At 50.7% G+C, this 25,939-nt stretch carries 25 protein-coding genes and 2 pseudogenes; 2 read left to right on the top strand and 25 right to left on the bottom strand.

What is annotated here, in order from left to right; translation table 11 throughout:
* Nucleotides 1–5: 5 nt before the first annotated feature.
* On the bottom strand, nt 6–95 hold the full coding sequence (gene kdpF, locus PSH84_RS13070; protein WP_003218754.1) for a K(+)-transporting ATPase subunit F: 90 nt from the start codon (nt 93–95) through the stop codon (nt 6–8).
* A gap of 404 nt (nt 96–499) precedes the next feature.
* Here kdpF and eat point away from each other — a divergent pair, with 404 nt between their 5' ends.
* Nucleotides 500–1,864, top strand: a complete 1,365-nt coding sequence (gene eat / locus PSH84_RS13065) for an ethanolamine permease (protein WP_305483032.1) — start codon at nt 500–502, stop codon at nt 1,862–1,864.
* Nucleotides 1,865–1,984: 120 nt separating this feature from the next.
* On the top strand, nt 1,985–2,152 hold the full coding sequence (locus PSH84_RS13060) for a DUF2897 family protein (RefSeq protein WP_003183831.1): 168 nt from the start codon (nt 1,985–1,987) through the stop codon (nt 2,150–2,152).
* Nucleotides 2,153–2,333: 181 nt separating this feature from the next.
* Here the strand turns inward: PSH84_RS13060 and PSH84_RS13055 are convergent, their stop codons facing one another.
* From PSH84_RS13055 to PSH84_RS12940, 24 genes and pseudogenes are all read right to left on the bottom strand, one after another.
* Entirely contained in the window at nt 2,334–3,185 is an 852-nt protein-coding gene (locus tag PSH84_RS13055; RefSeq protein WP_122568928.1) for an urea carboxylase-associated family protein, read from the bottom strand.
* A gap of 15 nt (nt 3,186–3,200) precedes the next feature.
* Nucleotides 3,201–3,851 (bottom strand): GntR family transcriptional regulator, encoded by a 651-nt coding sequence (locus tag PSH84_RS13050; protein ID WP_305483030.1) that lies wholly within the window; start codon nt 3,849–3,851, stop codon nt 3,201–3,203.
* Between the two features lie 153 nt (nt 3,852–4,004).
* Nucleotides 4,005–4,341: pseudogene (locus tag PSH84_RS13045) on the bottom strand (ComEA family DNA-binding protein).
* A gap of 114 nt (nt 4,342–4,455) precedes the next feature.
* Nucleotides 4,456–6,413: pseudogene (locus tag PSH84_RS13040) on the bottom strand (polysaccharide biosynthesis protein).
* A 113-nt stretch (nt 6,414–6,526) separates the two neighbouring features.
* Complete coding sequence (locus tag PSH84_RS13035; protein ID WP_122568932.1) at nt 6,527–7,543, bottom strand: MraY family glycosyltransferase; 1,017 nt, start codon at nt 7,541–7,543, stop codon at nt 6,527–6,529.
* A 34-nt stretch (nt 7,544–7,577) separates the two neighbouring features.
* A complete protein-coding gene (locus PSH84_RS13030; protein ID WP_122568933.1) occupies nt 7,578–8,537 on the bottom strand; it encodes an NAD-dependent epimerase/dehydratase family protein in 960 nt (319 codons plus the stop codon).
* Entirely contained in the window at nt 8,534–9,289 is a 756-nt protein-coding gene (locus PSH84_RS13025; protein ID WP_240998538.1) for a glycosyltransferase family 2 protein, read from the bottom strand. Before PSH84_RS13025 ends, PSH84_RS13030 begins: the two co-directional genes overlap by 4 nt.
* Nucleotides 9,289–10,698: a mannose-1-phosphate guanylyltransferase/mannose-6-phosphate isomerase gene (locus PSH84_RS13020; protein WP_305470301.1), complete on the bottom strand. Its 1,410-nt coding sequence runs from the start codon at nt 10,696–10,698 to the stop codon at nt 9,289–9,291. Before PSH84_RS13020 ends, PSH84_RS13025 begins: the two co-directional genes overlap by 1 nt.
* 98 nt (nt 10,699–10,796) lie before the next feature.
* Nucleotides 10,797–11,771 carry a GDP-L-fucose synthase gene (fcl, locus tag PSH84_RS13015; protein WP_122568936.1) on the bottom strand — a complete coding sequence of 325 codons (975 nt, stop codon included), beginning with the start codon at nt 11,769–11,771 and terminating at the stop codon, nt 10,797–10,799.
* Between the two features lie 2 nt (nt 11,772–11,773).
* On the bottom strand, nt 11,774–12,898 hold the full coding sequence (gene gmd, locus PSH84_RS13010; protein WP_305470300.1) for a GDP-mannose 4,6-dehydratase: 1,125 nt from the start codon (nt 12,896–12,898) through the stop codon (nt 11,774–11,776).
* On the bottom strand, nt 12,895–14,037 hold the full coding sequence (locus PSH84_RS13005; RefSeq protein WP_305470299.1) for a glycosyltransferase family protein: 1,143 nt from the start codon (nt 14,035–14,037) through the stop codon (nt 12,895–12,897). The genes gmd and PSH84_RS13005 overlap by 4 nt, the downstream gene beginning before the upstream one ends.
* 99 nt (nt 14,038–14,136) lie before the next feature.
* Entirely contained in the window at nt 14,137–15,204 is a 1,068-nt protein-coding gene (locus PSH84_RS13000) for a hypothetical protein (protein ID WP_305470298.1), read from the bottom strand.
* 130 nt (nt 15,205–15,334) lie between these two features.
* The gene (locus PSH84_RS12995) at nt 15,335–16,423 is read right to left on the bottom strand and encodes an N-acetyl sugar amidotransferase (RefSeq protein ID WP_305483029.1); all 1,089 of its coding nucleotides are present in this window, start codon (nt 16,421–16,423) and stop codon (nt 15,335–15,337) included.
* A gap of 28 nt (nt 16,424–16,451) precedes the next feature.
* Nucleotides 16,452–17,159 (bottom strand): AglZ/HisF2 family acetamidino modification protein, encoded by a 708-nt coding sequence (locus tag PSH84_RS12990; protein ID WP_305483028.1) that lies wholly within the window; start codon nt 17,157–17,159, stop codon nt 16,452–16,454.
* A 68-nt stretch (nt 17,160–17,227) separates the two neighbouring features.
* Entirely contained in the window at nt 17,228–17,602 is a 375-nt protein-coding gene (hisH, locus tag PSH84_RS12985) for an imidazole glycerol phosphate synthase subunit HisH (RefSeq protein WP_305483027.1), read from the bottom strand.
* Nucleotides 17,580–17,855: a type 1 glutamine amidotransferase family protein gene (locus tag PSH84_RS12980; protein WP_305483026.1), complete on the bottom strand. Its 276-nt coding sequence runs from the start codon at nt 17,853–17,855 to the stop codon at nt 17,580–17,582. The genes hisH and PSH84_RS12980 overlap by 23 nt, the downstream gene beginning before the upstream one ends.
* Entirely contained in the window at nt 17,852–19,126 is a 1,275-nt protein-coding gene (locus PSH84_RS12975; protein ID WP_305470296.1) for a hypothetical protein, read from the bottom strand. The genes PSH84_RS12980 and PSH84_RS12975 overlap by 4 nt, the downstream gene beginning before the upstream one ends.
* Nucleotides 19,123–19,827 (bottom strand): acylneuraminate cytidylyltransferase family protein, encoded by a 705-nt coding sequence (locus PSH84_RS12970; protein ID WP_305470295.1) that lies wholly within the window; start codon nt 19,825–19,827, stop codon nt 19,123–19,125. Before PSH84_RS12970 ends, PSH84_RS12975 begins: the two co-directional genes overlap by 4 nt.
* Nucleotides 19,820–20,875, bottom strand: a complete 1,056-nt coding sequence (locus PSH84_RS12965) for a nucleotidyltransferase family protein (RefSeq protein WP_122568945.1) — start codon at nt 20,873–20,875, stop codon at nt 19,820–19,822. Before PSH84_RS12965 ends, PSH84_RS12970 begins: the two co-directional genes overlap by 8 nt.
* A 12-nt stretch (nt 20,876–20,887) precedes the next feature.
* A complete protein-coding gene (locus tag PSH84_RS12960; RefSeq protein ID WP_305470294.1) occupies nt 20,888–21,541 on the bottom strand; it encodes an acetyltransferase in 654 nt (217 codons plus the stop codon).
* Nucleotides 21,542–21,543: 2 nt separating this feature from the next.
* On the bottom strand, nt 21,544–22,632 hold the full coding sequence (gene neuB, locus PSH84_RS12955; RefSeq protein WP_305470293.1) for an N-acetylneuraminate synthase: 1,089 nt from the start codon (nt 22,630–22,632) through the stop codon (nt 21,544–21,546).
* Nucleotides 22,633–22,635: 3 nt separating this feature from the next.
* Nucleotides 22,636–23,790: a UDP-N-acetylglucosamine 2-epimerase gene (gene neuC / locus PSH84_RS12950; RefSeq protein WP_305470292.1), complete on the bottom strand. Its 1,155-nt coding sequence runs from the start codon at nt 23,788–23,790 to the stop codon at nt 22,636–22,638.
* Nucleotides 23,787–24,938, bottom strand: coding sequence for a LegC family aminotransferase (locus tag PSH84_RS12945; protein WP_305470291.1), 1,152 nt, complete (start codon nt 24,936–24,938; stop codon nt 23,787–23,789). Before PSH84_RS12945 ends, neuC begins: the two co-directional genes overlap by 4 nt.
* A 9-nt stretch (nt 24,939–24,947) precedes the next feature.
* Nucleotides 24,948–25,925, bottom strand: coding sequence for an NAD-dependent 4,6-dehydratase LegB (locus PSH84_RS12940; protein WP_305470290.1), 978 nt, complete (start codon nt 25,923–25,925; stop codon nt 24,948–24,950).
* Nucleotides 25,926–25,939 lie beyond the last annotated feature (14 nt).

Below are 25,939 nucleotides of genomic sequence, written 5' to 3'. Positions count from 1 at the left end.
CGCTCCTAGTTCCGATCGGCGCGCAACAGCGCAACCAGCAGATAGATGAACAGCGCCACTGCCAGCAGCAGCGACACCCCGTCCAGAACACTCATGGGATTTCTCCGTGATACGGCGTCGTGCCGTGTATGGAGTGATTGTCGACAGGGAGGCTGTAAAGGAACGAGATCGAGAGAGGGGTTGGGAGATAAAGAAACTGTAAAAAATCGGCTGAGTGGTTGGCTGGGCGGACCTCATCGCGAGCAAGCTCGCTCCCACAATGGCTCTGTTGTGAATAGAGAGCTCACGTCGACTGATGATCCCCTGTGGGAGCGAGCTTGCTCGCGATGAGGCCAGCCCAGGCGCCGACGCTCTGAACTGGGGCACAAAACCAAGCCATCCAGCAGCGAACATCCTCGATACGACACGATTTCACCCATTACGACCGCCCCCGCCACACTGGCACGCCCACTGCACTGCCCTCCCCAGCGCTTTTGCTATGGATCGAGGGGAGCCACCGATGAACACACAACTCAAACCTACCCTGGGCACCCTGCATTTATGGGGCATTGCCGTCGGCCTGGTGATTTCCGGCGAGTATTTCGGCTGGAGCTATGGCTGGGGCGTAGCCGGGACGCTGGGTTTCCTGGTGACCTCCTTCATGGTGGCGGCCATGTACACCTGCTTCATTTTCAGTTTCACCGAGCTGACCACCGCCATTCCCCATGCCGGAGGGCCGTTTGCCTACAGCCGTCGTGCCTTCGGCGAGAAAGGCGGGTTAATTGCAGGGCTGGCGACGCTGATAGAATTCGTCTTCGCGCCGCCGGCCATTGCCCTGGCCATCGGCGCCTACCTGAACGTGCAGTTCCCGGCCCTGGACCCGAAACACGCCGCGGTCGGCGCCTATATCGTGTTCATGGGCCTGAACATCCTCGGGGTCAAACTGGCGGCGACGTTCGAGCTGATTGTCTGCGTCTTGGCAGTGGCCGAACTGCTGGTGTTCATGGGCGTCGTGGCCCCGGCGTTCAGTTTCAGCAGCTTCGCCCTGAACGGCTGGGCCGGTTCCGATGTATTCGGCGCCCCAGCCATTGCCGGCATGTTCGCCGCGATTCCTTTCGCCATCTGGTTCTTCCTGGCCATCGAAGGCGCGGCCATGGCCGCCGAAGAAGCCAAGGACCCGAAACGCACGATTCCCAAGGCCTATATCAGCGGCATCCTGACCCTGGTGTTCCTGGCGATGGGCGTCATGTTCATGGCCGGCGGCGTCGGCGATTGGCGCACCCTGTCGAACATCAACGATCCGCTGCCCCAAGCCATGAAAACCGTGGTCGGCGAAAGCTCCGGCTGGCTGCACATGTTGGTATGGATCGGCCTGTTCGGCCTGGTGGCGAGCTTCCATGGCATCATCCTCGGCTACTCGCGGCAGTTCTTCGCCCTGGCCCGCGCCGGCTACCTGCCCGCCTCCCTGGCCAAACTGTCCCGCTTCCAGACCCCGCACCGGGCCATCATCGCCGGAGGACTGATCGGCATTGCCGCGATCTACAGCGACGGCCTGATCAACCTAGGCGGCATGACCCTGACCGCAGCGATGATCACCATGGCCGTATTCGGCGCCATCGTCATGTACATCATGAGCATGCTCAGCCTGTTCAAACTGCGCAAAACCGAACCCAACCTGGAGCGCACCTTCCGCGCACCGGGCTATCCGATCGTGCCCGGCATCGCCCTGGTGCTGGCGCTGGTGTGCCTGGTAGCGATGGCCTGGTTCAACGCGCTGATCGGGCTGATCTTCCTCGGCTTCATGGCGGTGGGCTTCGTCTACTTCATCCTCACCGCCCAACTGCGTGCAGACGCGCCCGCCGATGCGATGCTGACCGGGCTTTGAGGTGAAGCCGGCCGAACGGGCGTAGTATTGAACCACTGCGAACAACCTTCGCTCATAAGTGGTAGGTGCGATGGATCGGCGAAATGTTCGTCCGTCCATCGCCCCCTCAAGGAGAGCCCTATGCCCTGGTATGCCTGGTTGATTCTGATTGTTGCAATCGGCTCGATCGTTGGTGGTCTGATGATGCTGCGCGACACCGCCAACAAGGTCGAATTGACGGACGAACAGCGCAAGCGTGTTGCCGAGCGCAATGCGGAAATGGATGCGAAGGAGGCCAAGGATCGTTGAGCTATTCCCCGTCCCGGCTACATGTGCTTTTGTGGCGAGGGAGCTTGCTCCCGCTGGGGCGCGAAGCGGCCCTGAACCTGCTGGCGCGGAGTATCAGGCTAATCGGGTTTTAGCCGTTGGGGCTGCTACGCAGCCCAGCGGGAGCAAGCTTCCTCGCCACAAAAAGCCCGCGCCTTCGGCTTCACTTTTCCCAATCCGCCTTGGCAATATGCAAGCCATGCAACCCCTTGTACGCCGCCCGTTCAGGCTGGCTCCAGCCTTCCAACAATGAATCCTCCAACCGATAGATCTCCACCCCCAGCGGACGACAGACGCTGAGAGGATCCTGCGCATCCGGCCCCCACATCGCCAGCGACAGATCACCACCCGGGCAAGTGGACAGTGCACACAACAGATCAATCTCGGCAAAAAATTCCAGGTAATCACCCTTCTGCGCCGGACAAGCTTTCATGAAGTACATATCGTCATGATTGAGCCCCGTGCACTGGAAAATATTCAGCACGTCATGCACATCGAACTCCGTCAGGCCGTGGGGCAACACGGCACGGGTCAGGTTCGAGTGGCAATGGTGGTGGAAATCCTCCCCGGTGAGCATCTTGTTCACATACGGATCACAGCGCGTCCCCAGCAGATCGTGCAATCGTCCGCCATGCTCGTCGATGCCGTAACCGGCCAGACTGTCATCGGTGATGGTCACCAAGGGCCGAAGGAATGGCAGGTTCGACCACAACCGATCATGGGTGCTGACATGAGCGCCCTGAAGCTGACGCGTGCGCGCCGCCCACAGGCGTTCCCGAGGATCGTGGGCGTTCCAGACGTTGAAGTCCCCCACCTGCGGGCCCACCGGGGTGGTGACGCGGAACACATGGCCAGCGGGTACGTGCCAGGCGCGGCCGGTGCGGATGGGTACCTCGAACTGTTCGATCAGGGTGCGTTTGTTTTGCTGGGAGCGGATACGGTCGTAGAAGGGTTTGTCCACCTGCAGGGCTGAACCTTTGCTGACCTGGTAGGCGGCTGGGTAGTCTTTGTACATGGCGCGGGTCCTTGATCAGTGGTGGGTGGGAGTTAGCAGTTGCAGAAGCAGATGCTCGGAATCATCGAGGTAAAGGCTCATGGCTTCGTGGGCCGCAAGCTTGTCACCTTCGGCCAGCCAATCATGGATGCACCGGTCACGGGCCAGCCACGGCGCCTGGAAACGCGCCTCATCAGGCGCTGAGCTAAACACCAGGCGCAGTTGTGCAACCACATTGGTGAAAAACTCATCAAGTAATGGACTGCGCATCAATCCGACGATGTGCTGATGAAAGGCCAGGCCATGGGTACCGACTGAACGCCAGTCCTCACGCTCGCGAGCCAAATCCGCAGCTTCGAGGGCTTCGAGCATCCGGTCGGATTGATACTCACGCAATGGTTGGCTGCTCAGGATGGCTTGCAACTCCAGGGTCCGACGGACCTTGAACAGATCTCGCACGTCATTCACATCTAACCTGCGGACCATCACCCCTTTGTTGCGCACGTAACGGGTTAAGCCTTCCTGGCCTAGACGGTGTAGCGCCTCGCGGATGGTGTTGCGTGAGGCGTTGTAGGCCGAGACCAGGTTGTTCTCTATCAGGGCCATGCCTGGTAGCAGGCGGCCGCCGATGATGTCGGCTCGTAGCTCCAGGGTGATCTGGTCGGCGAGGGAGAGTGTGTTGGTCATGGGTGGAAGGCCTTGGATTGTTGAACAATCGGTTGGCTGTAGGTAATCATTATTTATGCCAATGGTGGGACGTTCCCAGAACTCGTCCAAAATTTGCACCAGCCAGTCAGCAAAAAGGCCAGTCAATTCGACCGGCCTCCTTCAATCACAAACTCAATTCACTTCCAGCTTGTCACGGTTCCGGTCGAGAATCGCCTCCTTGCCGATTCCCTTGACCTCCAATAATTCTTCTACCGAAGAGAACGGCCCATTACTCTCCCGATACGCAACAATCGCCTCAGCCTTGCCTTTACCTATTCCGGTCAGCTCGCGCTGCAGCGTTGCAGCATCCGCCCCGTTTAAATCCACCTTGGCGCCCTGCGTTCTGGCTGGCTGCTCCACTGCTTGCGGCGCAGCGACCGACTCAGGTTTGCTCACCGGGGCTGCGATAGCAGCAATCGAGGCGCTGGTGGAAGGCAAAAACCAGAGAGTAGAAATAGCCTGTACGCATAAATGACGCTCCATGACATCGTTAAGAAAGAAGCAGCTTTTGCGAAGCTGCCTCTCAAACTTAGGCGATGATGTATCGCTGTCAAAAATGTGTCCGTTACAGCGTATGTAACAATCAGGGTTCGAGGCGGCGTTGCTGATAGATCCAGTCGACAATCTCGCCGTCCGGAGCGTAACCACTGACAGTGTCCCGAAGCAGCTGGCGGACCCTGGTGTAGTCATCGTGTTCGATGGCGGCCAGCAACTCAGCCAGCTTGAACTTAAGCACATCCCAAGGCAGATGGTCCTCGTTGGCACTCATGATCATTGGGTGCTGGGTGGCGACGACGTTGTCGCCAATCAGCAACTCCTCGTATAGCTTCTCGCCTGGACGCAGGCCTGTGAATTCGATTGAAATGTCGCCGTGGGGGTTCTTTTCCGAACGGACACTCAGGCCGGACAAATGAATCATTTTTTCCGCCAGCTCGACAATCTTCACCGGCTCCCCCATGTCCAGCACAAACACATCCCCACCCAGCCCCATGGAGCCCGCCTGGATCACCAACTGCGCGGCCTCGGGAATGGTCATGAAATAACGCGTGATCTTTGGATGCGTGACCGTCAACGGACCGCCGGACTTGATCTGTTTATGAAACAGAGGAATAACCGAACCGGATGACCCCAACACGTTGCCGAACCGGACCATGGTGAAACGGGTTTTGTTGACTCTTGAGACGTTGGCCTTATCGCCGAATAACACAGGGGCCAGCTCACGGCTAAGGGCCTGCAAGGTCAGCTCTGCAAGCCGCTTGGTGCTGCCCATTACATTAGTCGGGCGCACCGGCCTGCAACGCAGCCTGTGCCGTATTCAACGTACCGATCACATTGTTCAGGACGCCTTCGGCGATATTGTGCTCGACCATCGGCACATGTTTGTAGGCCGCGGCGTGATAGACCGTGTCGACATTCCAGGTCTTCATCACGTCCTGCAGTTTGTCCTGGTCTCGTACCGACCCAAGGATAGGCAGCAACCGAACCGACAACGATTCCCGAATCACTCGAGGTTCAAGTTCAGACAGAATGCTATAGAGATTGAATTCACTATGCTCATACAGCAGCAGCGTAGTCGGTTTCAGTGCCAGGATTTGCCGACAAAGCTCGGAGCCAATCGAACCTCCGGCCCCAGTGACCAAAACCGACTGGCCAGTGATGCAATGCTCCAGCAGGTCAGGTTGTGCGGGAACCGGATCGCGCCCTAGAAGATCCGCGATGTCCACTTCCTGAATGTCATCGACCTTGACCCGGCCGCTGGCCAGGTCCATGAACCCGGGGACGCTGCGGACATGCAGCGGGAAGCCTTCAAGCAACGTCAAGATCTCCCGACGGCGCCCACGCGACGAGGAAGGCACCGCCAGTAGAATCTCCTGTGCACCGGTTGTGTCGATCATTTTCTGGATATGCTTGGGCGCGTAGACCTGCAGCCCAGCGATCACGCGGTCTGCGATGCTGTTGTCGTCATCGATGAATGCGACCGGTCGCATCACTCGCCCCATGCGAAGCGCGGCAACGAGCTGGTTACCTGCGGCCCCGGCACCATAAATAGCAACCTTGGGCAGGCCGTCATCGCGATTAGTAAAGGGCACATGCTGGGCTGCGGTAAACCAGTCCCCCAAGAAGTATTGCCGCATCATCAGGCGCAAGCCGCCGATCATGATCAGGCTGAGCCACCAGTAATTGAAGATGATCGAGCGCCGGGACCACGGTTTTATGGTTGCTGTACCAATACACTATGAGGGCTAGCAGTAACGCTGAAAGGCTGACAGCCTTGCAAATGGTGATCAGCGCATCGTTACCGAAGTAACGCATGACGGCGCGATACATGCCAAAGCGGATGAAAATTGGGATGGCGACCAGTGGGGCAGAAGCAAAAAGCCAAAGATGCGTTGCAATCGGACTGGCCGATGCCTCGACTCCCAGTCGAACAACGAATGCCAACCATAAGGCAACCCAGACGAGAAAAACATCTGTGGCTACCTGGATCGCGCGTTTGTGGCGTCTTGGCAACCCCAGCAAAGCCGCTCTTAACTTATCCATAAATCCTTCACGCACCTTGGCCAGCTCCTAAACTAATCCATTCCTGATGCAGGCGGCTCCATCGCCGAGCATTGGACAATCGATAAACGAAAAACGCGAGCCTTACCCTGAAATCAGGCCTTCTCAAGCTCGCCTGCATGAAACCTGATGGCTAGCAGTATCAATGGTACGTAAGCCACTATCAAAGCCAATGCTCCGTCCATGTTCCAGAGCACCACACTCGCCGCCACGGGCAACAACCAAAACAGGTTGATCGCAGCCACCCCTAGCGTCACCGTCAAGTGCCTGCCGTAATGACGCGAAGCAAATTGATAGGCGTGACTGCGATGCGCCTCATACACCTTGTCGCCGCGCAGTAGGCGCCGCATCAACGTGACGGTAGCATCGACAATAAAGACCCCCAGCAAAATCAACCAGCCCCAGAGCAGTTCCGGTGAAGCCCAGGCTGCCTGCAACGCTAGCAGCCCCAGAATGATGCCGAGAAACCCGCTTCCCGCGTCGCCCATAAAGATGCGGGCGGGAGGAAAATTCCAATACAGGAAACCAGCCACAGCCATTGCGAGTACCAGCGGAGCGACGATCAAGCTTTCAAAACCACCCAGCCAATAAAGAAGGCAGGCTCCAAGACATGCACAAATAGCCTCGACGCTGGCAATGCCATCGATGCCGTCCATGAAGTTGTAGAGGTTGAGCATCCACACCAGGTAAAAGACAGCTAGGACGTCTCCAAACCAAGTCAATTCGAGGCCGATACCAAACAGCGTGATTGGCGGCAAGCCGTCCAACCAATACAACGCCCATGCTGATGCCAGGAAATGCCCCAACAATCGCCAGCGCGCCGCAATATGGCCATGATCGTCGAGGAAACCTAATATAGCGATTCCTGATCCTGCCCCCAGCATCGCCCACATAGTGGGCCAATCCATAGACCCAGTGATTGCTAATACGGGCAGCGCCAACAGAAAGCTAACGACGATTGCCACGCCGCCACCGCGTGGGGTTGGGACAGTATGTGAGCTTCGGGCGTTGGGGATGTCGATTATGCTTCGGGCAAGGGCATATTTACGCAATGCTCCCGTCAAGAGGAGTGATAACACAGCCGCGATAGAAATGATCGACCAAGAAGACATGAATGAAAATTTTCCATAACAAAAAGTAAGAGGCTCAACGAACACGAGAAATATAATCTTTCCCAGCCCTGAATAACGCCTCGTCGGGTGTTATAGGAGCCGTCCAAGCTAAAAGGTCACGAGCCTTGCTCGAATCAATAGCAAGAGAACCATAAAGTTGATCATAGGTCGTTTTGCGCCCTAATAACTCAGCCCCCCGATAAATCAATGAATCAGGGATAGAAAATAATCGAGCCTCACGCCCCATCCCCTTGGAGAGACAACGAATAATTTGCGGAGTCGATACATCTATCCCATCGGACACGAGAAAAGACTGATTGGCTGCGGCAGGATGCTCTATGCATAGCGCAATCAAATCGACCAAATTATCTAAAGCAATCATACTGCGCTGATTATTGACACCCAAAAAAGGAAGCGGCAGCCCGCTTGCAACTAGTTTTAACAAACGTTCAAAATTTCCAGGAGCATGTCCAGCATAAATCAAGGGTGGACGGAGAATAACCAGTTCCATCCCGTTCTCAACCGAAATTTCCTTGAGGCCGTTCTCTGCTTCCAATTTTGAAAGCGCGTAATCAGCATGAGGTATCAACGGAGAGAGTTCATCCAAGGGCTTACCTGCCGTACTCGCTCCATGGACCCCGATTGAACTGATGAAAACAAATCGCTTCACCCCGGCTTCGGAAGCCTGCCGCGCGAGATTGAGACTGGCACCAACATTCACCTTCCTGAATTCCGCCAAAGGGTTTTCAAGCTTGTCATTAAGTTTATGAGCTCTGCCAGCAACATGCACGACGCAATCAACACCTTGCAACGCAGGAGTCCACACAGTCTCACTCGAAAGATCACCAACACCGATCGTCTGGGAGCCGTTCCAAACTATCTGAGCCGAGCGAGATGTCGCTACAACAGAATAGGTCGTACCAAGAGCGGCGTGCAACCTGCTCCCGACAAAGCCCGTGCTACCTGTTAATAAGACCCGTTCTATAGAATTCATTTTTTAAGATAGCTTGCCAGCTTGAATGGAACTTTCATAGCCACGAGTAGAATGTTGGTATAAATCCCATTTTCTTTGCAAGCTTTGACGATCTCCAAATTCTGATGAATTCTCCACCAAAAACCCGTAGTACTTATTCCGCCCTCTCGCATTTTAACCATGACTGCGGCGTGCCTGACCATTTTTACATTCTTGGAAAAAAAACGAGCCATCAATTCAAAGTCAGCAGAAACCCGATAACCCAATTTGTAATCACCGTACCTTTCAAAAAGCTCACGCCGTGCGTAAAAGGTAGGGTGAGGTATCATAAAGCCGAAACGAACTTTCCACGGAGAGAAACTTTCTGAAGAGTATTTTCGAGTAACAACATCTATTTGTTTTCGCTGTACAAAAACAAGATCCGCGTAACAGGCCTCTGCATCCGGATTACTCTGCAGATGCGCCACCATCTCCTGAATCACATTTTCCCCAGCAAAAACATCATCAGAATTCAATATACCAACATAATCACCCGTTGCGACCTTGACACCTTTATTCATAGCATCATATATGCCTTTATCGGGCTCGCTTATTACTTTGGCAATCCGGCCTTCGTACTCGGATATTACGCTGAGTGTTCCATCCTTCGATGCACCGTCCACCACGATGTACTCAATATTGGGATACCGCTGCAAAAGAACAGATTCGATGGTATCTCTAATAGTTTCAACACTATTATAACAAACAGTAATTATCGAGATTTTCAATGCCACTAGCTCCGACCGTATATATCTTCAAAACGGACAATATCATCCTCCCCCAGATAGGTGCCTGATTGAACTTCAATCAACTCTAACGGTATAACACCAGGATTCTCCAAGGCATGGACCTGCCCAACAGGGATGTAAGTAGACTGGTTCTCCGTGACGAGATAGTTTTTTTCGCCATTGGTTACTCGCGCAGTCCCACTGACAACTATCCAATGCTCCGCCCGATGATGGTGCATTTGTACCGATAACTTCGCACCCGGATTTACCGTAATACGTTTAACCTGATAACGCGGTCCATTATCGATGGAGTCATAGACACCCCACGGACGGTAAACTTCACGATGATTAGCGTACTCAGGACGCTTACAGTTCTTCAATTGATCGACGATTTTCTTGACGTCTTGCACATCACCCTTGTGCGCTACGAGCACCGCGTCTTTGGTTTCAATGACCACAAGGTCATCCACTCCTATTGTAGCCACAAGTCGGTGGGTGGCATGTATATAGCTGCTACTTGTACGCTCAGTCAGTACATCGCCTTTAAGTACGTTGCCATCAGCGTCCTTATCTGCGGTATCCCAAAGTGCTGACCACGAGCCGACGTCACTCCATCCCGCGTCAAGCAGCACCATTACGGCGTCCGAAGTACGCTCCATCACCGCATAGTCAATTGATTTTTCCGGGCATGCACCAAACGCCTGAGCATCGACACGGATAAAATGCATATCCTGCTGGGCACCTTCAAATGCTGCGCGGCAGGCATTAAGAATATCCGGCGCAAAGCGTTCCAGCTCTTGTAGATAACGGCTCGCTCGAAACATGAACATGCCGCCATTCCAAAAATACTGCCCGCTGTTCAGATATCCCTGAGCAGTCGCCAAATCAGGTTTTTCCACAAACTGGCTGACAACGTGCCCCCCTTGTTCAAGCGCCTTACCCCTTTCCAGATAGCCAAAACCAATTTCCGGATGGGTGGGGACAATTGCGAACGTTACCAATTTGCCAGCTTCGGCCAGCACCAACGCCTGACTGACACTGGTGTGAAACGCCTTTGTATCTTGAATAAGATGATCGGCAGCAAGAACCAATAAAATCGGATCATTCCCGGAAGCGGTCGCCTGTAATGCTGCGAGCGCGATAGCCGGTGCAGTATTACGTCCTACCGGCTCAAGTAGTATCCTAGCCTCCTCCATTTCCAATTGCCGCAATTGTTCTGCCGCAAGGAAGCGATGCTGTTCATTGCAGATCAGTATCGGCATATCATGATCAAGCCCTTCCAGCCGTTTGATTGTCGACTGCAGCAGCGATAGCTCCGCATCGACCAAAGGCAGAAACTGCTTGGGATTTAGCTGGCGAGACAGGGGCCAGAGACGGGATCCCGCACCGCCTGCCATGATTACCGGAAGAAACATGCAAAAGTGTCCTTTACTGCTGCTATCAAGATTGGCTGCTATTTTTATTACTCATAGGTTATGGCGTCACTGCCATATAAATCCAGCCCGACGATGCCTCAATTTCTGGTTTCCAGGCGATGCTCAACAAACCATCGATAGGCGTCGGTCAGCCCTTCTTCAAGATCAATTGTAGCCTGCCATCCTAGCGCCCTAAGCCGAGAAACATCCATCAATTTACGTGGCGTACCATCAGGCTTGCTTGCGTCGAAAGACAATTGCCCCTTGAATCCAGTAACCTTGGCAATGGTTTGTGCGAGCTCACGTATCGTACAGTCTATCCCCGTCCCCACATTGATATGCGACAGCATAGGCTGGGTGTTGGCCTGGTAGCTGGCCGCAGCAAGCTCCATTACGTGCACGCTAGCAGCCGCCATGTCATCGACATGCAGGAACTCTCGCATCGGATTGCCGCTCCCCCAGATAATCACTTCAGCTTGGTTCTCCTGCACTGCCTCATGAAAGCGACGAAGTAGCGCCGGGATCACATGGCTGTTTTCCGGGTGATAGTTATCGTTCGGTCCATAAAGGTTCGTAGGCATGACACTACGATAATCGCGACCGTGTTGCCGATTATAGCTCTCGCATAACTTGATCCCGGCAATCTTGGCAATCGCATAAGGCTCGTTGGTAGGCTCTAGCTCCCCGGTAAGCAGGGCCTCTTCTCGAATTGGCTGAACCGCCTGCTTGGGATAGATGCAGGAGGATCCGAGAAACAGCAACCGTTGAACATTTGCCCCATGCGCCGCGTGAATTACGTTCGCCTGAATCATCAAATTGTCGTAGATGAAGTCTGCTGGGAATGTGTTGTTGGCATGAATGCCTCCGACCTTGGCTGCTGCAAGATAGACTTGATCGATACGATTCTTTGCGAAATAGGCATGCACCGCCTGCTGGTCAAGCAGATCCAATTCGTCACGACTGGCACAAAGAATGGAACGGTAGCCAAGAGCATGGAGCCGACGCACGATGGCTGAGCCCACCATGCCCCGATGGCCGGCAACGAAAATGGTCTGGTTTAATTCGCGCGGCATTATCAATTCTCCAAAGCGACCGGTACATCGTGTCCATGCAGCTTGAGCAAGGCATGGCGCTGAGCTACCTTAAGGTCTTCACGGACCATTTCCGCACACATTTCTTGTACGGTAATTTCCGGTATCCAACCAAGATTTTGTTTGGCCTTGCTCGGATCACCCAATAGGGTTTCAACCTCGGTAGGTCGGAAGTAACGTGGATCCACACGAACGATAACATCCCCGACGTTCAACGCCGGTGCCAACTCACCATCGATGCGCTCCACTACCGCGCACTCCTCTACACCCTTGCCCTCAAAACGCAACGTAATCCCCAGCTCAGCGGCAGACCACCGCACGAACTCGCGTACCGAATACTGGACACCTGTAGCGATCACGTAATCTTCAGGATGCTCCTGCTGCAGCATCATCCATTGCATACGGACATAGTCCTTGGCATGACCCCAATCTCGCAACGCATCCATGTTGCCCAGAAACAGGCATTGTTCTAACCCTTGGGAAATGTTTGCCAAGGCACGGGTGATTTTGCGTGTTACGAAGGTCTCACCACGGCGCGGTGATTCATGGTTGAAAAGGATCCCGTTACAAGCATACATACCATAGGCTTCACGGTAGTTTACGGTAATCCAATAAGCGTAAAGCTTCGCTACGGCATAGGGAGAGCGAGGATAGAAAGGAGTCGTTTCCTTTTGCGGAGTTTCTTGCACCAATCCATACAACTCAGAAGTAGACGCTTGATAGAAACGCGTCTTTTTTTCCAGACCTAGCAAGCGGATAGCTTCCAGAATCCGGAGCGTACCCATTGCATCGACATCAGCAGTATATTCTGGAGACTCAAAACTCACTGCGACGTGAGACTGAGCACCGAGGTTATAGACTTCATCCGGTTGTACTTCCTGTATGATTCGAGTGAGGTTCGAGGAGTCACTCAGGTCACCGTAATGGAGAACGAAATTGCGGTTATCAACGTGCGGATCCTGATAAATATGATCTACGCGTTGAGTGTTGAAAGATGACGCACGACGTTTTATACCGTGGACTTCGTAGCCTTTTTCAAGCAGCAGCTCAGCCAAGTAAGAACCGTCCTGACCAGTAACGCCTGTGATGAGTGCCTTCTTACCGTTCATTTAACCACCCTTGAATAAATAGCATTTAATGAAGCAACATAATTTTCATAGTTATCACGGACACATCGGTTTCCCGCCGACTCCTGGCAACCAGACAATGCCCCCACAAGTCCCATCAATCTTGCAAAATCCCCCGGAGGATAGCAAAAAACTTTATCTTTGAATTCAACTAGCAACTCATCCCCCTCAAGATCACTGTCCGCTCCGGGAACAATGACTTTAGAACCTGAATACAGGGCCTCATATACAGTTCGACCAGTGCAAAAAAACGGCTCCCCTCGGATCAAAAAATCGATTTCTCCGAAAAAACCCGTGGATTGTAAATCAGTGATCTGCCCAAGGTAACCAATAGTACCACCAGACCTATCTACCATGGCCCTCAGTTGATCAATACATCCAGCCGTGCCCCCTCCGACGATTAACAGCGCCGCGTTAGTGGGAGCTTGCGACAAAAAATGACTACAGATTTCTAGAACGCCCTTCCCATTTTCAATTCGACCGGCAATGGCAAATACGACTCTCCCAGCTTCTTTCAGCGTAGCTATTTCTCTCGGCAAACGCTCATTTGCCCTGGCTCCCTTGAAAGGATTTTGGACAATATCAAACTCATGCTCCCCCCCTACAACTTCAGAAAAACGCCGCTGTACAGCCTTATCAATAAATACAAAGTGGTCACATACACCCATGAGATATTTCTGATAAGGAGAAATATGGGTAGCCAGCATCTCCCGAACATGTGACACCACTGCGACTCTTTTGAAAAACCGATAAGCACGCAACAACAGCAAGAAGTCCGACAAAACCAAACTGTTCATATGGACTATATCAGGCGAAAGCCTAAACAATTTATAGAGCACCCAGGGGCTGCTAGCCCAGAAAGCAAAGCGCGAAGCCCAAGAGAGAATGACGGCCCTAAAAAAAGACAACTGTACATCATAGTTGTAAGTGATCGGAGACAAAAAATTTATCACATGTACGTCTTTCCCAACACTAGAAACCACCCTATGCACAGGTGAAAACAGCGATAACTGGTGTCTTGCCATCAGACTCATATGCTGACGCAAGCTGGAACCGGCTCCATATATGGAGTCAGGGGAGACGTGGCTGACCATCAGAATTTTGAAACTATTAACGCTCATACGAACCCAACTATCATTGGCCAGACCGAAGCAAAACTAAAAAATTTCATGCCATTCCCCTCGCTAGCCAATACTGACATTCTTTATTTCCGCAGCTATCTAACCAAGCCTAGCCTGTGAGCCAAAGTTCTTGACTACCCCAACAAACTCAGAGCGCCGCGCTAGAACCAGACAGGACAAAAAGAACACCGGATAAAAATACCTCGGAGAATAAATCGGAGTCAGCACAAATATAGAACAATAAATGACCGCGATAAAAATCAAATCATCACTCAACCTTAAACGTCGACGAAAAAAAATAATCAAAAAAAACAAAAATGCAACAAGACAATGCAGTGTAACCACTACATTATTATAAACATCATTAAAATCAAACACATTACCTACCCTAAACACCAAACCATACATAGCATGAAGCGCTTTAGGTATAAAAACCAAAAAATAAAGTCCATTCCGCTGAGCATCGTTGAGGAAAACATATGCTCCACTGCCTTCATCTATGGCGGCGCCTCTATCAGCATTACTATTTACACCAACAAATTGATCTCCTATAAAAAAATAGACTATAGAGATACCTGATAACAGAAGCGCCAAAAAAAACACACGTTGATGTCGTAATGGATTGATGGATGAGAAGGCTGAAAAAACCACTAAAATAAAAAGAGAGAGCTGCCAACGAACCAAAAAAGACGAAATAAACGCCAAAATCAAATAGCCCGCACTCCTGCGAAACAACCAAGCAACAAGCAACGACATTGTTAACAAGGAGATTATTTCCTTGTTAATAGAGAGCAAACTAGAAAATGTGATCGGACTCAAAAAAAACAAAAAAACAAAAAGAACCCAATCATACTGATCACCGGTTCTAACCAACCACAAGGAAATAAAGGCTAGAGCAATATTAAAACAGAGCACTAAAACACGGTCACCGCCGAAGACCTCTAAAATTACCAATGGGCCAAAATAATTACTATCCCAAGAAATCATTTCAGAAAAAGATTTAAAATCTGACTCTTGATATAACTTTTCGTAAGTCAGTGAGTCTGCAAAAAATTTGAAATCAATCTCACCGCTAAGCATGTACCTACCCAAAAAAGCGTAGAACAAAACTGCAGAAACCGCGAAGAAAAATAACAGAAATGTCGACTTCCTCATGTACAGCTTCATCTTTCCCCTCGCTGCGACACCGCATCACGAACATCAATTTCGTGGCTTTTAGAAATATACATATGCCGTAAATAAGGGGCTGTGTTGGCACCCCTTATTTTCTAGCGAACAGCCTATGGATCACTACGCTTTAAGAGGCCGCTCTAAAATACTTATGATAAATTTTTTTCATCCCATCCCATAGCGCTCGGTCGCTTGGATATTCATCATGTCGCTTTTCGGGGCGTTCAAGGTAAGCCCTTAACGTAGATTCATCCCAACCCATTTTTTTGAGAAAGTATTTTTTGTCTGTTTCCAACCCTTCCTCTGACGGGTAAGGCGACTCTTCAAGCCTGGCCAACGCTTCATCACGACTCATCTGACCACTCATTACAAGCGTAGCTAAATGTAATTTTCGTTTATCCACGCCGAACTTTTCCGGAAGCAAATATCCTTGATAAAAGCGAGTGAAGATAGACTCGTAATGCTTATAGGGGTAACGTTTATAACCATACTTTGTTTCAAGCTCATCCAAAGCTTGGTTCTTTTGATAATCATAAAAATCGAGATAGGAAACCCATTGGATTCTACGCACCAAACGATTGACAATATAATCAAGCGTACCAACGGACGGAAATGTTTTTAATTTAACACCACCAAGCGCACCCAATGCCTTAATATTTTTTTTATCCCACTTTCGCCAATTCCAACCTTCTGGCATGGGCATACCCTCAGTAGCAGAATTACTTCCTGAGAGGATATACTTTATTCCATACTTTCGCGCTTGAGCAAAATTAACTGCGAGCATCGCGTTATCATATAACAATTCAACATCGATAACATCCGCATCAAAAAAAGCCTGCATGAGACGCTTATATTCCGGCCACTCGATAACGTGGGTGTAGAGATCGACATCAAGCCCCGAAACAAGATTTTTTATATTATTTGCTGCCAATTCGGAGTTCCAGTTATTATCCATATGTACAGCTAATGGCCTCAACCCCTCCTTTACCGCAAGATCAAGTGCATATGAGCTGTCCACACCGCCAGACAACCCCATTACACAATCGTATCTTTTGCCCTTACCAGCTTGTTTAACTTTATCTATAAAGAGTTTGCGTTGTATTGCTCGCTCCTCTTCTGAAACGAAAACAATCTTGCTAATCTGCCTTTCAAAATACGAACAAAAATTACAAATTCCATTGACGTCAAAGGATATATCAGTGGCTGAGGTATCCATCACGCACCGTGTGCATACCTGGTATTTTTTATGATACATCTGAACTCCTAAATAACGACTCAAGCGCTGAGTAACTGGGATAACTAATCAGTACAGCTCGATGAGGTCCTTGCAAAACAAATAAGCTACCCGCGGCTACCGCAGAAGCTCCCGCTTGAACGGCTTCGAGCAAATGCCCCATGTTACCAGCACCGCCCAAGGCAACCAATGGAATATCAAGGACTGAAGCGGCGGATTTTATCACGTCCAAATCATAACCATTCTGCATACCGTCACGGTCAACAGCGTTCAGAAGGATTTCCCCCGCTCCGACTGAGGATAATTCCTTCATGACTGCCAGCCAATCGGCGGATAGTTTTCGCCGAGAAGAGGCTGACCAAAGCTTAATTCGACCTAACCAGTCGCGCTTTACATCAATAGATATTACGATGCTTTGACTGCCGAAGCGCGAAGCCAATTCAGCTATAAGCCTTGGATTGTCTAGCGCTGCAGATTGTAAAATAACCTTCTCAACGCCAAGCGAAAATAAAGTCCGTGCTTGCTCCACGGTATTTATTCCGCCACCGTAACCAAGCGGCATAAAGCACTCAGCCGCAAACTCCTCAATCAGCGCGTAATTTGGGGGCTGCTTTAGACGAGTGGCATCAATATCAAGAACAACGAGCTCATCCACTTCTTTTTCATTGAAAATGCGGATAGCGTTGATCGGATCGCCAACGTATTTTTGACTTGCCAAAACGCTGCGTCTTTACTAAACCGTTATCACGTAGTAGTAAAGCTGGTATTACTCGATGTCCCAGCAAGTCACACCTCTAAAAACTGCTTGAATAGTTCCATGCCAAACCGATGGCTCTTCTCGGGGTGGAATTGCACCCCCCACATATTTTCTCGATGAAAGCCTGCAACAAAATCTCTTCCATAGTTGCAGATAAACATTTCATCCGATTTGTTCATACACTCCACATAATAAGAGTGCACGAAATAAAAGCGCCGCTCCAATGATTCGCTGGAAACGAGCGAATCCTCACCAACAATACTTACCGCGTTCCACCCCATATGCGGAACTTTCAATCTACCCACGTTATCCTGAAACTCAAACCGTCTCACTCTGGCGTCGATCCATCCTAATCCAGCCTCCTGCCCTTCCTCACTTGACTTACACATCAGCTGCATGCCCAAGCAAATGCCTAGAGTCGGGGACCTTACGCTGCAATACTGCCTGATTGAGTTCAGCAAGCCAGCCACCAGTCCGCAAACACTCCATAGCGTGACCAAAGGCACCAACGCCTGGGAGCAGCAATTTTTGAACGTTCGACAAATCACTGGGGCAGGAAATTATTTCAGCCTCCCCACCGACATGCTTAATCATGTTGACTACAGAGGCGATATTACCGGCTCCGTAATTAATGACAGAAATCTTACGCTTATTCATGCTTTCATCATCGCCTTATCCAGTATGGCCTGGATGCCGCCCTCAGGAACGACGCTCGGAGCGGCTTGAGCGCAAGAGAGCCTTTCACTTATCCACAACTCTATAGCCTCGGCATTCTGCTCAACAACAGTTGCTATTCCAGAGCGACGCTCATAGTCATATAGGCCTTCAAGAATTCCGCCCTTGTTTAAATAAGGATTCAACAGCGCAGAAGGTAATCCAAACCAGGAGGCTTCGATCACCACAGAACTCATATCAGTTATATGTAAGCTGGCTTGAGATAGTAATATGGGTAGCGGCAATAAACTTGCTCGATGCCATTCTACTCCAGCAAAGCCACCAAATTCCTGATCCAAATACGCCTCGCAGTACTCGCCCTCATCGCCCGTCAATTGAATCGGATGCAGACGTAACAACCAGTTATATCGATTATGAGTCCGCTTAATCACTGACTCCAGCGCCTTACACATAACCTTGTTGAAGTCGATATCGGAATAGTAATGAATATGTAACCCCCATTGTAAAGCCACCAAAATAATGGGTTTTTCATCGAAAAAAATTCTGCTACTTCTCAGTGCATCCTGAACCAGTAAGTCGTTATCGCTCGGAAACTGGAATCGCTGAAACCAAGGATGACCTATCACATTAATTGTAACACCACGCGCGGGAGCCCAACTTTTTAGATACTCTGCGCTTTGTCGATCCCAACATAAAAAGCCATCCGGCAAATCCGAGACGGCGACTTTGTTTGGTAAAATATCCCCATACCACTTGTTATCTTTAGAAATAACGCCATGTTGGATATCATATACAGGAACATTTAAAAGTCTACAAGCTCGACAGAGAGCAAGGTCGGGCTGTATACCTATTACTATTTTGGGTTTAACCAAATTCAATATTTTTAACCATACAACAGCCTTTCTTGACACCCCATACTCTTTACTTTTCTCCCGCCCGATAAAAACAGACAGCATTCGCACCCACAATGCAATCCATGACAGGGAACGATTAAAGGCTGCAGGTGAATTATAAGCGCGCGCCCCCACGAGCCGACTAATAGGTGTAGCAACAGACTGAACGCTTATATTTTTCTTAAAACACTCCTCAACAACTGTATCAATTATCGGAGAATACGCTTTCCCCGCGTGCTGATATCCGCAGTCCGCATCGTGTCGAACAACTAAAACATCGGACGCCTCAAGGTTAGACCAGCAATTTTTGCGAAAGATCGCAAATAGCAACAACCTGAGTTTCGAAAAAGTCACTTTCATTTATCCATGGTATCATAAAGATATTCACACACCTTAAAATCTAGAGGCGTATCAATATCTATCGACCTTTCCGTCGGCATTATAAAAGCTTGACTATTACGCATAAAAAAACCTCGCGACTTTAAAAAGCTTTCCGTTTTAGCCAAATAAATTGCGCCATTCAGGCGGTAATACACAGGAAGATCCTGGCTACGTTGATTCAATATTTCCGGCCGTAAAAAGTCGTCCATAAACCCGTCAGCCTCTAGCGTGTTGCTCCACAGCGGCGAGTGCTCACACCGGCATACGCTGATGATACTCTCTGCTTTCGTCTTATCCATACATTGCACAGCCTGGTAGATGTCCTCAGCTTTGCGCAGAGGTGAAGTCGGCTGTAAGAGCATCAGTCGGGCAGGCCGCACTCCCTCCTTGGCCAAAGACTCCAATGTATGAACAAGCACATCGACGGTCGCTGCGGTGTCGCTAGCCAGATCGACTGGACGCCTAATTGTGTGAAGACCGAGTCGAATGCCTTCCGCCAGAATCGCATCATCATCGCTGCTAACGACTAACTGATCGACAACTTGACTCTCGAGGGCTGCCTCAAGCGTCCAACGGATTAACGGTTTACCGTGCAGATCCAAAAGGTTCTTTCCAGGTAAACGCTTACTACCCGCTCGGGCGGGCACCACCGCAAGGATATCTACATTGTAGTTACCCATTGAATAAACCTGAAATGTCAGATTGCGCTCGTTGAAAATCCTCCATTCTGCCTATATCAAGCCAGTATTCGTGTATGGGGAACATATTTACATCCTTGTCTTTCGCAATCTGCTGCTCCAACAATGTGGGCATGTCAATACGAGTTCCCGCAACAACGCTTTTTACTAATTCAGGTGAGAGCAAATAGATTCCCGCATTAATAAAGAAACGATGTACTGGTTTCTCCACCATGGAACGAATCCGATGCCCTTCACTTTGGATAACACCATAGGGCACACAATGTTCGTACTCTCGCACGCACATGGTCGCCACACCTTGATGCTCCTGATAAAATTCCAGCAGGTTCTGGAAGTTCAAGGTGGTGAGCAGGTCGCCATTCATCATGAACATTGGTAAATCAATTTCATCATGAGGCAACAACCCTAATGCACCGCCCGTACCCAGAGGCTCTTCCTCATGAACATACTGGATGCTTACGCCCCAACGGCTGCCATCGCCAAAATACTCACGGATCATTTCTGGCATGTAATGCGTAGAAATGAAAAACCGATAAAACCCGGCATTAATGAAACTCTCGAGAATAAGCTCAAGAATAGGTTTATCACCTATTTTTAATAAAGGTTTTGGACAGGTTTTAGTTAACGGACGCAGACGCGATCCAAACCCGCCGGCCATAAGGAAGACAGGATTATCATATTGTCGTTTCTGCAAAAGCCCATGGAGGGTTTCCAAACCCACAACGCGTTGCAGGGCATCAACGACGGGTAACTGCAGCAGTTGATGCTTCTCCATAACCGCTAGCATGCGCTCCTTACTCCAACTCCGCTCAACCGTCTGCGGCGAAGCGCACATGACCTCCTTAACACTAATATCCAGTGGCAGGTGCTTGAGTAAGCAACGTCGCACATCACCATCAGTTAAAGTCCCCAACAGACGTCTCTCGGCATCTACAACCAGAACGATGCGCAACGCCATGCGATCAAGTGTTGCGATCGCCTCTTCGAGAGATGTCTCCGGGCCTACGAGTACTGATTCCCACTTTTGCATACAAAATAATCCTTAGTCATCGCGCGAAACGGCTTTTTTACGCACCGCTGGACCTAACAAAATCTGTCGGGTCGCGAGGTCACGAACCACCACAGCCCCCGCGCCAACGACGGCGCCCTCTCCGACCGTTATTCCCTGGATCACGGTGGCACCGCTGGCAATAAAAGCGTGATCATGTATCTGAGCGCTTCCACAGATTGTCGCGCCGGGGGCGACATGAACGTCCTTTCCCACGCAACAGTCATGATCGATCACGGCCCGGGTGTTAATGATCGAATTCGAGCCAATAACGACATCTGCTTGAATTATCGCCCCAGCCATGACCTGCACCCCTTCCTCCAAATGCGCCGTGGGGTCGACCCATGCGGCAGGATGGACAAGGACAGGAAAATGGAACCCTTTCAACTTTAAATTCGCAAATATGTCCCGCCGCCCCGCCCCACCCACAAGTTGACCTATGCCGTTGACCAGGTCTACAGATGCGGGCCCCCACTCATCAAGCACCTCGTCGCCACCCAGAACCTTGATACCGCGCCACTGGGAAACACCCTGAGCGTACAATCCGGGGTCACAAAGACCTAACAGGTCCAGCTTCATCGCCTGAATTAGCGACAATAGCACCTTCGCATGACCTCCAGCCCCCAGCATCACCAACCGCTTGCTCATGCTCACAGCTCAATGATCTCACCTGCGTTGTAGGAGCGGCCCACACGGCGCCCCACTAGCGCCCACAAAGCAGTCGGCGGTAAACCTTGCCCACTCCTTGCCGTGGTTAATTGCTCCCTTTTGAGCAGCGTCCCTTCGGCAATGTCGCAAGCCGCAACGACCTGCTGGCGGGCAGCCTTACGAGTATCCCACTCACTAGCTTGGGGCGCTTTAGCTCCATCACCCAACGCTTCCTGTAGAGCACGGATATCATCTATCATCGTCTTGAGCTCTTCAGGCTCGAGCGACGCCAGGTGATCCGGGCCGGGCAATGATCGATCCAGAGTGAAATGCTTTTCGATAACCCTTGCTCCTCGAGCTACTGCTGCGATAGAGACCAAGCTGCCTTTAGTGTGGTCGGAATAACCTACGTCAAGCCCAAAAGCCGTCGCCAAGGTATCCATAGCTCTAAGGTTAACCTCACCCCATGGCGTTGGGTACTGAGAGGTGCAATGAAGCAATACCACATGCCCCTGCAGCCTTGCTCTCGACTCCTGATGACTCCAGCAACGCCAGACGTCATCCATATCTGCCGGCTCACTACTGAACTCTAAAGCATGTGCAACTATCGCCAACGCCTGCTCGACTTCCGAGAGGGTCGCCATGCCTGTAGACAATATTAGTTTTTTACCGGTGCGAGCGAACTGCCACAGCAATGGACCATTTGTCAGCTCACCGGAGGGTACCTTGAATAGAGGCATTTCAAGATCACACAGAAAAGCTAGGCTATCTGAATCGAAAGCGGTAGAAAGAAAATCAATTCCCTTCTGTCGAGCATAGCTCTGCAAGTCAACATGCCAAGCCCGCGGCAGCTCTAATTTACTGAGCATCGCCAACTGACTCTCGGCCTCATCCGTGCTGCTTTTCTGGTAAGCCGCTTTAGGGACTTCTTTCGAAGCCAGACGTGCAGCAATAAAGGTCTGAAATTTTACAGCATCGGCGCCAGCGGCTGCCGCGGCATCCACCAAAGCAAAGGCTAGCTCTCGATCACCGTTATGATTTACGCCAGCCTCGGCGATAACGTAAACCGCGTCTCTATCGTAGTGCTTCATGTGTCAGCTCAGATCATGGAATGATTTGTGGGACGCCCCGTCGTAATTCTCCAGGACCTTTAAGATTGCCTCTGAAGCATCGCCCTTCCCGTACGGATTGACAGTAGTTTTACACGCTGCTGCGAATTCAGATGTCAGCGCCTTGTGAAGCGCCTGCTCGATTGAATCGCTATTCGGGTCACAGTGCAATATAGAGTTGGCTGCTAACCTGCCCTTCTGCCGAACGCCAATATCTACTGTTGGAATTCCAAAAGCTGGGACCTCGATAATCCCGCTCGAAGAATTACCCACTACAGCAGATGCCATGGAGATCGCAGACAAATAACGTCTGAAGCCCAACGACGGAATAGCCAATACTCGGTCAGGCTGCGCCTGTGCATAGGCTTCAAGTAACGGAATGATAGCTCGACCACCGTTATCAGCATTAGGGTAGGTGAATATGATCTGATACTGGGGGAATTTATCCAGCGCCTCGGTGAGTGCAATGAAACTCTCTTGAGGGTCTTCATCCATCACCGTGACCGGATGGTAGGTGACGACGAGATAAGGTGAATGCAAGTCAAAACCGAGACTTTCTCGAAGCACCTCAATGCTCATCTTCGGAGCACGTAGCAAATGGTCAATTCCGACGGCCCCGACGTTGAAGACACGCTCCGGCGACTCCCCCATCTGAATGACACGCTGACGGTAGGGCTCAGCGGCCACAAAGTGCAGATAAGCCATTTTACTGATGGCGTGCCGAATAGCATCATCATAAGCACCCTCGGTAATTTCGCCACCATGAAGGTGTGCAATGGGGATACGCATTATCAAAGCAGCCTGCGCAATTGCCAATGCTTCGAAACGGTCCCCTAGAACCACCAACATGTGCGGTTGCAACCGATCTAGAGCGTCGGCAAAACCTAACGTACCAACGCCCATTGATTTTACGATTCCAACGGCAGAGTCCGATGAAAGCAACATCTCTACCTTTGCATCAATGTGAAAACCATCCTCCTCAATTTGACGCCATGTCTCCCCAAATTCAGGCGATAGATGCATCCCGCTTACGATGATCTGCAACTGAACTTCGCTACTCGACTGAAGGTCTTTCATCAACCAGTAGAGTAGACCGTACTCAGCCCTCGAGCCGGTAAAAATGGCTATCTTGCGTTTCACGTTGGTATCTCCGGCACAACGCTACTTGGTAAATTCACGATGCGCGCTGATAGCCACTCGGAATTTGTCAAGTCCCCCCGCAGACACTTAGCGTAGAGAGGGAGGTGATTCATCAACTTCCAGATAGGCCGGGTCATGACGCCAGTGTCGTTGGTAGCCTTCAATAGCTCGTCTCTCTGAACCTTATTAGCGCAAATTACAGCATTCAGCCAGTAGTTTGACCGACAGCCTTCAGGCTCTTTAACAAACTGCAAATCGCTCCCTTTCAATACTTCCGCATAGTTAGACGCCAACTCTCGCTTGGACGCAATAAAGCCCTCCAACTGCTCCAACTGCGCGCACCCCAGTGCCGCGTTTATATTAGGCAGACGATAGTTGTAGCCGAGCTCATCGTGCACATACTCGTAGGGATGAGGTTGCTTGGCAGTGGTTGTAAGGTGCTTCGCCTTGGCTCCCCATTCCTCATTAGCCAGAATCATACCGCCACCGCCGGTCGTAATGATCTTGTTTCCGTTAAAACTCAGGGTGCCCAAGCGACCGAAGCAACCGGTGTGACGCCCCTTATACAAACTACCCAACGACTCCGCTGCATCCTCAATCAGAACCAGCCCCCAACGGATGCACACATCCAACAAGTCATCCAGTTCAACCGGATGGCCAAAGGTGTGCATTGGAAGACAGGCCCGCACTATCTGCCCGGTCGCCTTATACCGACATAAGCCATCGGCACTCAGCTGCGCGTTGTTCTCAAGCCAAATTTCAAGGGCCTTCGGTGATAACCCCAACGTATGGCGATCAACATCAACAAACACTGGCTCGGCGTTGCAATACGCAATCGCGTTGCACGTCGCTACAAATGTCAATGACTGAGTCACGACCAAATCACCAGCCTCAACCCCAGACAATAACAATGCGACGTGCAGTGCCGCTGTGCCATTCACCGTCGCAACTGCTCGGGGGCTCCCGGTGTAAGAAGCCATATCCCGCTCAAAGCGATCAACAAAGGCGCCCACACTTGAAACGAACGTCGACTCGATCGTTTCCACCACGTAATCACGCTCATGCCCTAAAAAAACAGGCGCGTGAAGTGGAATAAAATCGTTTGTACGGTATTGCGCACGCACGAACTGGATTAGAGAGTCGAACATAAGAGCGCCTCAAACGTTATAAATATCGGCTTTGTATTTGGCCAAGTTCTCGGGAAGCAACAACCAGTCAATTGTCTTCTGAAGCCCCTGACGAATGTCATATTGTGGCTCGAAGCCGGTGAGCCCACGGATTTTGGTATTATCGCACCACAGACGGAATACTTCAGACTTACCAGGGCGGATCCGCTGCTGATCTGTGAGGAATTCCACATCACTCCCCATCAACTCACGAATGAGGTTCAAAGTATCGCCTACGGATATTTCATAGTTTGAGCCGATATTCACTGTCTCCCCAATAGCTTCGCTGCACCGAGCCAACTCCAGAAAACCCCGGCAGGTATCAGCGACATAATTGAAGTCACGGGTAGGGGTAGTGTCGCCCAATTGAATTTGTTTTTTCCCGCTGGCAATCTGAGTGATAATGGTTGGAATCACCGCTCTCGCAGACTGACGAGGACCGTAGGTATTAAATGGCCGGGCGATAGTCAGAGGCAGGTCAAACGAATTATAAAAGCTCATCGCCATCGCATCGGCACCAATTTTCGATGCACTGTAAGGCGACTGCGCCTGCAATGGGTGATTCTCATCTATAGGTACATATTGAGCGGTGCCATATACTTCGCTGGTTGATGTATGTATGACTCGCTTCACACCATTTTCCAAGGCGGCCTGACAAATATTTAGCGTACCCTTGATATTGGTATCGACATAACTATCCGGAGCAACATAAGAATAGGGGATAGCAATTAAAGCGGCGAGATTAAAAACCAAATCAACGTCTTTGGTGACGTGTTTGCAATAATGGGGATCTCGAACATCCCCGCTAACCACTTCCACACTAGACAAACAGTCAATATTCTCCAACCATCCCCAGTAATTAAAAGAGTTATACTGAGAAAGCGCTTTTACTTCATACCCCTCACGCACAAGCAGTTCGGTAAGGTGTGAACCGATAAAACCATCAGCACCTGTGATCAATGCTTTCACAAGCAGTCTCCTAT

The sequence above is a fragment of the Pseudomonas beijingensis genome (assembly GCF_030687295.1).
Lineage (GTDB): Bacteria > Pseudomonadota > Gammaproteobacteria > Pseudomonadales > Pseudomonadaceae > Aquipseudomonas > Aquipseudomonas beijingensis.
This window is presented reverse-complemented; position numbering and strand designations above follow the sequence as displayed.